9 protein-coding genes and 2 pseudogenes are annotated in these 12,915 nt (G+C 34.4%); 10 read left to right on the plus strand and 1 reads right to left on the minus strand.

Annotated features, from left to right (window positions below; all coding sequences use genetic code 11):
• Positions 1–269: 269 nt before the first annotated feature.
• The 10 genes and pseudogenes from HHL23_RS22965 to HHL23_RS21845 all read left to right on the plus strand — a co-directional run.
• A pseudogene (locus tag HHL23_RS22965) lies at positions 270–533 on the plus strand (hypothetical protein); the annotation flags it as partial.
• Positions 497–925, plus strand: coding sequence for a transposase (locus HHL23_RS21805; RefSeq protein WP_169236847.1), 429 nt, complete (start codon positions 497–499; stop codon positions 923–925). The pseudogene HHL23_RS22965 and the gene HHL23_RS21805, both read left to right, overlap by 37 nt.
• A gap of 66 nt (positions 926–991) precedes the next feature.
• Positions 992–2,218: a T9SS type A sorting domain-containing protein gene (locus HHL23_RS21810; RefSeq protein WP_169236848.1), complete on the plus strand. Its 1,227-nt coding sequence runs from the start codon at positions 992–994 to the stop codon at positions 2,216–2,218.
• A gap of 153 nt (positions 2,219–2,371) precedes the next feature.
• Positions 2,372–4,276, plus strand: coding sequence for a molecular chaperone DnaK (dnaK, locus tag HHL23_RS21815; protein ID WP_169236849.1), 1,905 nt, complete (start codon positions 2,372–2,374; stop codon positions 4,274–4,276).
• Positions 4,277–4,679: 403 nt separating this feature from the next.
• Entirely contained in the window at positions 4,680–6,149 is a 1,470-nt protein-coding gene (locus tag HHL23_RS21820) for a transcriptional regulator (RefSeq protein WP_169236850.1), read from the plus strand.
• 399 nt (positions 6,150–6,548) lie between these two features.
• A complete protein-coding gene (locus tag HHL23_RS21825) occupies positions 6,549–7,469 on the plus strand; it encodes a hypothetical protein (RefSeq protein ID WP_169236851.1) in 921 nt (306 codons plus the stop codon).
• Between the two features lie 10 nt (positions 7,470–7,479).
• Positions 7,480–8,391, plus strand: coding sequence for a hypothetical protein (locus HHL23_RS21830; protein WP_169236852.1), 912 nt, complete (start codon positions 7,480–7,482; stop codon positions 8,389–8,391).
• 168 nt (positions 8,392–8,559) lie between these two features.
• On the plus strand, positions 8,560–9,525 hold the full coding sequence (locus tag HHL23_RS21835; protein ID WP_169236853.1) for a hypothetical protein: 966 nt from the start codon (positions 8,560–8,562) through the stop codon (positions 9,523–9,525).
• 80 nt (positions 9,526–9,605) lie between these two features.
• On the plus strand, positions 9,606–11,057 hold the full coding sequence (locus HHL23_RS21840) for a tetratricopeptide repeat protein (RefSeq protein ID WP_169236854.1): 1,452 nt from the start codon (positions 9,606–9,608) through the stop codon (positions 11,055–11,057).
• 471 nt (positions 11,058–11,528) lie between these two features.
• Positions 11,529–11,960, plus strand: a complete 432-nt coding sequence (locus HHL23_RS21845) for a transposase (RefSeq protein WP_169236855.1) — start codon at positions 11,529–11,531, stop codon at positions 11,958–11,960.
• Positions 11,961–12,799: 839 nt separating this feature from the next.
• Here HHL23_RS21845 and HHL23_RS22670 read toward each other — a convergent pair.
• Positions 12,800–12,915, minus strand: a pseudogene (locus HHL23_RS22670) (IS5/IS1182 family transposase); the annotation flags it as partial.

Below are 12,915 nucleotides of genomic sequence, written 5' to 3' on the forward strand. Positions count from 1 at the left end.
TAGCTCTCAATCTTTTGAAAAATGAGAAAACGCTCAAAGTCGGTGTTAGAGGAAAGCGCCTAAAAGCAGGATGGGATAACAGGTATCTTGAAAAATTAATTAATTTATGATGCGTTTGCCCTGGTATCATTCTTTCAAAAAAAAGATTTGTTAAGCAAAGATATTATAAAAAAGAGATTTGTCCGTATTTATCATTAGGAGTAAAGAAGAATAACGCAAAAGTATTGTTAGAGCAGGTTGTGGAGGCTATCCTCTAACGTTTAAAAACGGGTTGCCAATGGCGAGAGCTTCCCACCAGACAATTTTTTGAAGTCCGATATAGCTGGAACAGCGTTTATCAACATTTTGCACGCTGGAGCAAGAACGGCAGCTGGGAAAATATAAAACAAAAGCTCTTAGAAAAGCACAAAAGCCTCTTGGATATGAGCAGTATGCAGCTGGATGGTTCTCATACCTTATCAAAAAGAGGTGGTGAAAATGTTGCCTATCAGGGAATATGCTGTTTTTTTGTGATAACAACGGTCTTCCGTTAAGCTGTTCGGGTGTTATTTCGGGGAACCATCACGATACCTTTGAAATTGAAAAACAATTGGAGACCATGTTGGAAGACATCAAGAAATCAAATATAAGAACGGAGTATCTGTTTCTCAATGCTGATGCGGGCTTTGATACTCAAGAGTTAAGAAATTATTGTGTAAGAAAAAATCTGTTTGCCAATATTGATTTCAATAAAAGAAACGGAAATCTCTCAGACAGAGAAGAAATTTTTGATGAAGAATTATACAGAAGAAGGTTTGTAATAGAAAGAATGAACGCATGGATAGACGGATTCAAAGCATTATTGATTCGCTACGAGAAAAAGGAAAAACACTGGAGAGATTTACACCTCTTAGCTTTTGTCTGTATTTTTATTAGGAAACTTTAAACAACTTCATGGTTTTGGTACTTACTTCTAATAAAATATTTATATTTGTTGGATACTTATAAAAAAATGAAAAAAATTTTACTATTATCAGTCGGCTTATTGATAGCTAATGTTTATGGACAGCGGGAATGTGGAACGACTGAAAAGATGAATGAGTTTTTTGCAAAAAATCCACAGGCATTGGCAAAGAAACAAGACCTGAGAAATTATCTGATGAGCAAAAATACAACAGGAAAAAATGTGCAAACAGTTATTACTATTCCTATTGTAGTGCATGTTTTGTATAAAACTACAGCGCAGAATATTTCCGAAGCTCAAATTGCATCACAGATCGCAATACTTAATAATGACTTCAGAAAGTTGAATGCTGATTTTAACACTGTAGTTCCTGATGCATTTAAACCTGCAGGAGCAGATATGGAACTGGCGTTCTGTATGGCTACAAAAGATCCAAACGGAAATCCCACTACTGGTATTGAAAGGAAATCTGTGCCTACAAGTTTTGATTTTGAAAATAATTATTACGTGGCTTCCGGACTTACGGCTTGGGATCCTACAAAATATCTTAATATATGGGTAGGGGATGTGCCAAGTCCTTCTTTAGGTTGGGCTTATCTTCCTGATGCTGCCGGATATCCAGAGGATGGTTTAGCTATTGGATACAAATACTTCGGAACTACTGGTGCTGCACAGTTCCCGTATAATGGAGGAAGAACTGCTACTCATGAGATAGGTCATTATTTTGGACTTTTGCATCCTTGGGGTGAAGATGACAGTGTTTGCGGAACAGCTGATAATGATGACGGATGTGCAGATACTCCTGCTACCAATAATCCTTATTCCGGGGGGAATGTTTTTCCAGATAATTCTAATATGTGTACACCTTCAGCAAACGGAGCCATGTTTATGAATTTTATGGATTATGTTACAGATACAGAAATGGCACTTTTTAGTAATGATCAAAAGACGATTAAAACAAATACTATGTCTGGTCCGAGAGCAAGTCTTCTGAACTCAAACGGATGTGCATTTTTAGCAGTGAATGAAGTGGAAAAGGCAAACTCTATCAATCTATTCCCAAACCCGACGACTCAGTACATTTCTATAGCATCACCATTAGCAAGAATCAATGAAGTTGAAATTTTCAATTCTGAAGGTAGGTTGGTGAAAAAGGCTGTCATTAAAAATGAAACGGATAAAATTGATGTGAATGATTTGGCCAGTGGCGTATATTATGTAAGAACATATAATGACAAAGACTTTGTCAAATCGATGAAGTTTATCAAAAAATAAGTGAAAATATTTCCAATATTATCTCAATTAAACCTCGATTCAGTCGGGGTTTATTTTTTAATATGCCATTTTGTCACAAATTTTTGAATGGTACAGATATTGAGAAATTGAGAGTGTAAATTAAAATATAAAAATTAGAAAAAATATAATATTATGAGTAAAATAATTGGAATTGACTTAGGAACAACCAACTCTTGTGTTGCTGTAATGGAGGGTAAAGACCCTGTTGTTATCCCTAACGCTGAAGGTAAAAGAACGACTCCATCTATCGTAGCGTTTACAGAAGATGGTGAAAGAAAAGTAGGGGATCCTGCAAAAAGACAGGCTGTAACCAATCCAAAGAAAACTGTATACTCTATCAAAAGATTTATCGGAACGCATTTTAAAGAAGATGCTAAAGAAATCTCAAGAGTACCTTATGAAGTGGTAGCAGGACCAAATGATACCGTAAAAGTAAAAATCGACGACAGAGAATATACACCACAGGAAATTTCTGCAATGACGCTTCAGAAAATGAAGAAGACTGCTGAAGACTATCTTGGACATGAAGTAACAAGAGCGGTAATCACTGTTCCGGCTTACTTCAATGATGCACAGAGACAAGCTACTAAAGAAGCTGGAGAAATCGCAGGTCTTATCGTGGAAAGAATCATCAACGAGCCTACTGCTGCTGCATTAGCTTACGGTTTGGATAAGAGCCACAAAGATCAGAAGATCGCTGTATATGACCTTGGAGGAGGTACTTTCGATATCTCGATCCTTGATTTAGGTGACGGTGTATTCGAAGTATTGTCTACGAACGGGGATACACACTTAGGAGGTGATGACTTTGATGATGTGATCATCAACTGGATGGCAGATGAGTTCAAAGCTGAAGAAGGGGTAGAATTGAAAACTGATGCTATTGCCCTTCAGAGATTAAAAGAAGCTGCTGAAAAAGCAAAAATCGAATTGTCTTCTTCTGCTCAGACAGAAATCAATTTACCATATATCACGGCTACAGCTACAGGTCCTAAACACTTAGTGAAGACTTTAACTAAAGCTAAATTCGAGCAATTAGCTTCTGATCTTGTAAGAAGATCTATGGAGCCGGTAGCAAAAGCATTGAAAGACGCAGGTTTATCAACTTCTGATATCGATGAAGTATTATTGGTAGGGGGTTCTACAAGAATCCCGATCATTCAGGAAGAAGTAGAAAAATTCTTTGGTAAAAAACCTTCAAAAGGAGTTAACCCGGATGAGGTAGTTGCTGTTGGAGCTGCTATTCAGGGAGGAGTATTGACAGGAGACGTTACAGATGTATTGCTTCTTGACGTTACGCCGCTTTCTCTAGGTATCGAAACTATGGGTTCTGTGTTCACTAAATTAATTGATGCGAACACGACGATCCCAACTAAAAAATCTGAAGTATTCTCTACTGCATCTGACAACCAGCCAGCGGTAAGCATCAGAGTAGGACAGGGAGAAAGAGCAATGTTCAACGATAACAAAGAGATCGGAAGATTTGATCTTTCTGATATTCCACCAGCACCGAGAGGAGTTCCTCAGATCGAAGTAACTTTCGATATTGATGCTAACGGTATCTTAAGTGTTTCTGCTAAAGATAAAGGAACTGGAAAAGAACAAACAATCAAGATCCAGGCTTCTTCAGGTCTTTCTGACGAAGAAATCGAAAGAATGAAGAAAGAAGCTCAGGAAAACTCTGCAGCCGATGCTAAGAGAAAAGAAGAAGTTGAAATCTTCAACAAAGCTGACGGATTGATCTTCCAGACTGAAAAGCAGTTAAAAGAATTCGGTGATAAACTTTCTGCTGACAAAAAAGCAGCCGTAGAAGCAGCTCACACAGAATTGAAAGCAGCTTTCGAAACTAAAAATGTTGACGAGGTAAAAGCTAAAACAGAAGCTTTAGATGCAGCATGGATGGCCGCTTCAGAAGAAATGTATGCAGCAGGACAACAGGCTGAAGGTGCTAATGCAGGTGCAGGCGCTCAAAACTCTGGAGGTAATGCCGCAGGAGCTGATGACGTACAGGATGCTGACTTCGAAGAAGTAAAATAATTATTGATTACCAATAATAACAAATAATTGGAAACCGCTTTAAACGTTAGTTTATAGCGGTTTTTTTATGGTTACACTTTCCAATTCAATTTTTTCATCAAATGGTTCACTTTCTGTTTTTCTTAAGATTAGTCTTGCTTTCTCTGACATTCGCCCGTATTCATAAGCCGTTTTATATAAGGTAAAAGTTTTAATAGCTGTAATTACCTATCTATGTACAATTTTATTTCGTTCATTGTATAGATTAAATAACGATATAATTATGATAATTAATATTTGGATATATTCATGAATTATTGTAAATTATAAATTAAAATACTGTTATTGTTATATTTTTACACCTGAATTAGGGGAGCTTGCTGATTTCATTATATATCTACTACTTTTAGAAATGTAATATTTTATGAAACAATATCTACTCAAAAAGATAAATTACTCAATCATTAAAAAAGCAAATTTAGACAAAGTACTGTTTTTTATTCTGCTTCTTTTGGTTTTTGAATTGAAAGCCCAATCCAATGTCACTGAAATTGATAGCATGCAAATCAATGTCTTTAGTGAGCTGGTAAAGGAAGGTGATTATAATGGAGTGATTGTAAAGGAAAGAAAATGTATTGAAGCAAGTAAAAGAATAGATTATAAAAAGGGTGAAATTAGAGGCTGCATCAATATTGCCAACGTTCTGAATGCAATGAAGAGAAACCAGGAAAGTCTGAAATTCCTTGAAATTGCGGCAATAAAACTTAAAAAAGATGACGATGACGAACTGCTGGCTTATTTACATTATACCTATGGTAAAAACTATTATTCATTGGGATTATATGAGCGTTCCATCAAGTCCTTTAATATAGCTTTGGAGTTTGCAGAAAAAATCAAAAACAGGAAAGAACGGGAAAAAAGAATTTATTCTATTTATGACTGGAAAAGATCGAGTTTTGAATTTCTGGGAATGATGGATTCTGTATATAGTATTGAACATAAATGCATGAGTTCTCCAATGCCTATGCTATACATTACTATTGCAGAAAGGCATTATAAAGACCATAATAGTGATTCTGCAGAATATTACATTAATAAGGCAAATGATTTACTGTTCACAAAGCAGATTCCTCTTGAGGGTAAAGCTAATGTCTTGCGGGCTTTTGGCAAATTGAATATAGAGAAGCGGAATTATGGTGAAGCTCTGGACTACCTGCTAAATTCTTTAAAAATTACTCAGAAAACCAAGCTAAGAAGTAGAGACTTAGAATCCTATAAACTGATTGCAGAGGCATATAAGGGACTTAATAACCTTGATAAGGAAAATGAATATTTATCAAAATATTCTAAATTGAATGATAGTTTACAAAAAGAAGCGAAAGCAGTCGTTAATACGGTTATCGAAAAAATGCTTACTGAGCAGGAAGAAAACGAAAAAAGAACGCATCGCAATCTTTATTATATTCTTTTCACTATTGTTTTTATCAGCGGTATTGCAATTTACCTTATTTATACCAGGTATAAAGCCCGACAAAAACTAAAAGATGCTTTAATAAATCAAAAGGTTCTGGAGTCGGAAGAACTTAAACGAAAATTGGATAGTACATATGAAGAATTGACTCATCTTGCTATACATTCTGATCCTTCTTTCATGAACAGGTTTAAAGAATTATATCCTGAATTTTATAATACCCTTACTTCAAAATACCAGAATCTGACCTTAAATGATATGAGGTTATGTGCTTTTATAAAGTTAAACTTTTCTAATAAAGAAATAGCGGAGTATGACCACATTTCATTAAGGACTGTTGAATCTAAAAAATACCGGTTACGAAAAAAATTAAATCTTTCTGGAGACATCGATTTTAATAAATGGGTTCTGGAACATGAGTGAATTCTTTTGTTTAAACTAAAATATTAAAAACACAAACAAAAAGAGTATTAATTTAAAATACTTATAATCAGATTGTTAAATGTTGCAGTGTAAATGCAGTATAAACTTTTTTAAATCATTACTATAGATTTGCTACGAAAATTTTAAGCAAACAGCATTCTATTTATGTTCATTCAGAACAGCTATTTGTTATAAAATTTAATAAACACTATCTGATTATTTAACGCGATGAAAAAAAAACATTTTACTGTATCCCGGTCATTTATCATTTGAACCAAGGTGGATTTTCTGTTTTCAGTATTGTTCTGTTAAAAAATATTTTAACAGACTGGATTTAGATCTATACTGGTTCATTTTCTACAATGTCATCCCTTATTTTACTAACCTTAACAACATAGAATGAAAAAAATAGTATTTTTTGCAAGTGTACTGATGTCTGGATCTGTACTTGCGCAAGTAGGTATTAATGAAATCAATCCCACAGCCACTTTAGATATTAAATCTAAAGGAAACACAAATGCAACCAAAGCACTTGAAGTAAACAACTCCAGCGGAACAGAAATTTTTACTGTTCTTGACAACGGAAATGTCGGAGTCAATGTTACTAATCCCACAGCAAAACTGCATACTAATGGAAGTATCAGGTATGAAAACCTTCCCATTGTTTCCGGAAGCTTATCACCTCTGGCTATAAAGAGTGATGGAACAGTTGGGACATATGTTCCGGAGCCCACCAAATATCTTTATATGGAGATGGCATCATCCGTTACAACATCTAATTTTACACTTTCAGATACGGGGGTTTATACCAATATTCCACTTACTTCTGCTCAATCCGTTACTAATACCATCATTGCTGGATTTGGTACCGATGCTTCAGCTACTTTAAATGTAAACAGTACGGCCATTTCATCCTCAAATGTAAGGTATATCTCATTTCCGGATCCAGGTATTTACAAAATAAATCTAAGTTATTATACTTCCTGTACCGGAAGTCCTGCAGACTCATCAAATAACATGCTGGGAATAGGAACAGCTTTATTCAAGGCAAACTCTGCAAATACCAGTTACAGCAGGCAGGCTGTAGTTCGCTATAATGGTTTACCCAGAAGAAATGATACCGGTGCTGTAATTGCTGGTCCTTACAATTTTGCTCTTCCCCACACTGTTTTCTTAGTGTTTGAAACAACGGCGGCAAACGAAAAAATAGCACTTTTTGTAAACTACGGCTTTGGAGATACTTTTACTTCAAATGTTTGCTCTTTTGCCACACCTCCCGGTTTATCCAATAAAGTAACAATGAATATTTCTAAATTGTGATTCACCAATGATGAAAAAGATATTTTTTATAACTCTCATTTCGGTTTGTACTGAGATGTGGGGACAGATGGGGATTAATACAGGTAATCCTTCAGCAGCTTTAGATATTGTTTCAAATGGAAATGCGTTGGTTACTAAAGCTTTAGAGGTTAATGATTCAGGTAATTCGGAATTATTCAAAATTCACAATAACGGAAATACAGGTATTAATATAGGAACTTCTTCACCTACTGATTTATTGCATGTAAAGACAGAGATAAAGCACGAAAATTTACCTGTTTTGTCATCTCCTTATAGTCCGTTGGCCGTTGATGCTGCCGGGGCGGCTAAAGTTAAACCTACATCAACCCAGTATTTTTATTTTAAACGAAGCTCGTCCTTCGGTAACTTTTCGCTTTACAATACAAATGTTTACACCAATATACCTTTTCCAGCCGGAGCAGATGTACAGGGCAATACAGCAGGTTTTGGATTCGGAACAGATACTTCTGGAACTGTCAATGCACAGTCTGTAAGCAATATCAGCTATTTAACAATCCCTGAACCGGGTGTTTATCTTTTTGAAATGTATCAGACGGCACTTTGTACCGGACTTCCAACAACATCTTCCAATACCGGGCAAATTGCTATAAATACACTATTTGCGACAGCAGGTAGTGGAAGTTCTGTTTATTCCACAAACACAATTTCCAGGGATTATGCGATAGCCCGAAGAAATGCGTCGGGAGGAATTAATACCAGCAGTTATGGTTATGCCAATCCACAAAAGCTTGTTGTAGCTTACCAAAGTACTGCTGCGAATGAAAAAGTGGCCTTATTTGTTAACTATGCAGGAGGAGACAGCTACAATACCCAGTCATGTTTGATGAATCAACCCGGTGGAAGTGATAATTATGGTTACCTGATTGTGACCAAGCTTTAAAATAGGCAAATACTTTAAGAGGATTCTAAAAACAAAAATAAAAAAATTTATTCCTTGAAAACTCCTGCCACTCTTTTCCCCAAGAAGAGTATAAGATGCAGGAGTTTCAAAAACAGCACAAGATTAAATTTCAAATTCAGGCATTTACATTTCTAAAAACACACAAAAATGAAAAAATCATTACTTTACTTAAGTTCATTCGTATGTACTTCATTATTGCATGCGCAAGTTGGAATAAACACTGCTATACCAAGAAGTACACTTACCGTCAATGGATCTTTTGCCGGACAGTATAAATTGTCTTCCACATCGACGACATTAGGAGCTAGCGATTTTTATATGGCATTTAACGGTAGTACTGCCGCTACATTTACCTTACCTGCTGCCACTGCCGCTGCACCGGCAGCCGGAAATATACAGGGAAGGGTTTATTACATTAAAAATACCGGCAGTGCACAGCTTACTGTTGCAGCCAACGGAACAGAGCTTATTGATAACCAGACAGGTTCTGGAGTGGCCAATTTTAAACTCAATCCAGCTGGATATGCTATGCTGATTAGCAGAGGTACTGTTTCTGGAACAACGTGGGAATTGTCCACCTTTATTGATAAAACTACATCAACTATTGCTGCACTTGGAGCTACTGACCTGGTAACCTACACTGGAACTGCCTTCACAAACTTTAATAACAGTATCCCCCAGATTGTTCCTTTTGCAGTAGGTGATATGATTGTCAATCAGGGAGGATCAGTTACATGGAATGACGCAGGGGATTACTGGCAGATATTGGAATCAGGGGTTTACAAAATAGAAGGCTATGCCTATTTCGGTAGCGGGGGAGCCTTATCCGGTACTTCCCAGTGGACCGGAATTAACCTCAATATCACCAAAAATGGTACGGCCATCTCTAATATAATAGGTGGAAACAGAGGAAATATTATGGATATTATCGCTCAGTTCGGCAATACACCAATTAATGTTAATTGCATCGTCCATTTGAATGCAGGAGACCGTGTTTATTTAACAATGAACTATGGCGCGGGAGATTCTCCGACCACAAGTGCTCGGATTGCAGTACCAAATTCATTGATAGAAAATAGAAATTTTTCAATGCAGCAGCTGTCTGTACCTTAATGAATCTTTTCTCAACCTGGGTTTTCAGGTTTAAAAATATTGAGAAGAGATAACCAATAATACTTTTATTCTTATAAAATATGAAGTTGTATATATGTATTGTTTTTATAATTACATCATTTTTCCATGCACAAGCAAATAATGAGAAACAAATAGACTTAATACTTGAAAATTCCCTTAAAAACTTTAATGAAATAAAGTTTAATGAATCACTGAAAAAAGCAAACCATGCCCTCAAAGCCTCTGAGAAAATTAATTATTCAAAAGGAAAAGCGGCTAGCTGTATTTATATCGCTAAAGTTTTACTTGAAGTTGGGGCTTATAATGAGGGCCTTTATTATTTAGAAAAGGCAGAACAGGAACCTTTTTTTGAGACGGCAGTTAATTTCAAAACAGAAGTCTGCCGCCTGCGGGGAAGAGCATATGGAAATCTTAAAATGTATACGCTTGCTGGTAAAGAATTTCATAAGCAGATCCAGTATTCCTATAAGATAAAGGACAGTCTTAAAAGAAACTTTTCCCTTGTCTGGGCGCATCAAAACTTAAGTCAGATTTTTGAAATGCAAAATAAAAGAGACTCACTTTGGAAGCACTTAAAAAGTCAGGAGAGTATTTTAAAAAAAATGAATGAAAAAGAAGTGTACCACATGTTGTATACTACTTATACTCAAAAAGCTGATGAATATATTGCGGCTAATGATTTGCCCAGAGCAGAATTTTATCTTCAAAAGGCTTTTCGACTTCTAAAAAAGTATCATGTTTCATATCAGCATGATGCCTTAGAGGTATTGGGGAAACTTATGGATAAGAGTGGGAATAAAAAGAAAGCGATTGAATATTATGAAAAAGCGTTACAAAATGCTATTGCCATTGGAGATGGAGACGGGGAAAAACATCTTTATAAAGTTCTGGGTAATTATTATACTGAAAATAAATTGGATATAGCAAAAGCTAACGAATATCTGTATAAATATCAGAGTATAAGTGATTCTATTGATCTTCACAACAAGCAGGCAGTGGAAGCTGTACTCGCTCAGATTGTAGAAAAAAAAGACAAAGAAATCACAAACAGTTTGCTTGACTCTAAGTATCTGAATACTTTAATTCTGATATTTTCTTTTTTAATTATTTCATTTTTTTATTTCAAAAGTAAAAGACAAAAGCTGCTGCTTGAAAAGAAAGAACAGACGATTGAAGAAAAACAAGTACTTACAGAGGAACTTACGGGGAAACTTAATGATAAAAAATTTTATGAAGTAATTAGACTGGCAAAGAATTACAGTCCTGAATTTATCATCCTCTTTAAGGAAGTATATCCTGATTTTTATAATAATCTTACTTCAAAATACCAGAATCTGACTTTAAATGATATAAAGCTATGTGCTTTTATAAAGTTAAATTTTTCTAATAAAGAAATAGCAGAGTATGATCACATTTCATTAAGGACTGTTGAATCGAAAAAATACCGATTACGGAAAAAGTTAAACCTTTCTGGTGATATAGATTTTAATGTCTGGATAAGAAATATGTAATAACGCTACTGTAAAGATGTTGATTGATAAGGAGTGTAATTGAATTTAATCACTGATTATCGATGAGTTTTAATATTCAAAGTCTAAAGACAAAATCAAACGGCTAGCGGAATTATATATCCTAGTGGTGGTGGAAATAACTTTTCAACGAATACAATACTTTCTGTAGTGCTTAGCCCTGGTGATATGATTTATATATCCGACACATCCGGAAGTTCTACATGGTATTAGGGACCCACTTTTCTCAGCATTTTGTACAGTGAACTACCATAATTTATGAATATTTAAATGACAGAGTGAAAAAGCACGTCTTCTACACTCTGTAATTCTTCTTAAGTTGAATGAATACAAAATTTAATGGTATTATAAACGCAAATTTAACTTGCATCAATATCAGTTCCTTAGCTTAATAAATGAATGGCACTCTAAGAAGTATTGCTATAATTAAAATAATTTTATAAAATACTAAAAATGAATTTCAAGGAAATCCATATTGGACAATTGATAGAAAAACGAGTTTCAGAAAAAGAAATAGAAGTTACGCGAATCGGTAAGTTTCTTAATTGTACAGAAAGTGCAATAACGGAAATGTACAAGTCAAAAGATTTGAGTACAGAAATTTTATTGCGATGGAGTAAACTTTTGGAATACGATTTTTTTAGAATTTATTCTCAGCATTTATTGCTTTATGCTCCATCAAACAACAGCTCGAATCAAAATAGAGTTAAAGGAAAGAAGCCATCCTTACTTCCTGTGTTTCGGAAGAATATTTATACAAAAGAAGTCGTTCTCTTTATTCTTGAAATGATTACTTCCGGTGAAAAAACCAAATCACAAATTATCGTTGAATACAGAATCCCTAAAACAACACTTGACAATTGGATAAACAAATACAAAATATAAAACCGAATTACATAAAAATTTACTCGGATATCATACATAAAAAATTTCCGGAGAAGATGGATCAATGTAAAAACATACTTCAGAAAGAAAATCTATCTGTACTGGATATCTTAGAACTAAACCAAAAGATTTTTGGCAATTCAGAACTTGATACGGAGAAATTCAATCAGAGACACCGCGCATATAATGAAACAGCTATTAAACAAATATTGGATTATCAGAGCAAAAATAAATGTAATAATACTGAATTAGCAAAGTATTTCAAATTAAGCAGAAATACGGTTACAAAATGGAAAAAATTATTTATTGACAAAAAATAATAATTTAGAAAATAGAGAGTGATTATATATTCTGATATCAATGAAAAAAATGATTTGCAGAATGAAATAGGGATGTGAGATCTAAGGCGGGGATTACATTTTTATTTTTGGAAGAAAAATGAGTAGGTTGGTTATGCAATAAAAAGAGGAAGAATAATGATTATTCAAAGAAGAATGTGTTTTTTGTAAATTGGAACTATTACACGTCAATAGGATTGATGTTTTTATTACTGTCAGTAAGAAAAAATAAAATTAAAATCAGCAAAAATATTTGGAGTAATTGTATAAGTTTTACTATTTAATTCATCTTAGATATGTTTTATGGCAATGACAAACATTACACCGAAAAATGCTGTTTAATTCATTCTTCCAAATAATCAATCTCACTAAAATACCATGCAAATATTTCGCTCTCGACTGACATTTGAAAATTTGAATATGCAATCTCAAGATTTTGCTATCATAGATTCATTTTGGTTTAAATAATAAATAATGTAAGTATTTAAACATTGAGGTCATTTAAACTTTTTTAGATTTATAAAATTTGTTCAGAGCTATAACCATAAAAGCGATATAATTAAAAGACTTCCAACTCGATACTGTTGTGTCAAAACGATTAAGCAATGATCGAAAAC

Source organism: Chryseobacterium antibioticum, from assembly GCF_012927325.1.
GTDB classification, from domain to species: domain Bacteria; phylum Bacteroidota; class Bacteroidia; order Flavobacteriales; family Weeksellaceae; genus Chryseobacterium; species Chryseobacterium antibioticum.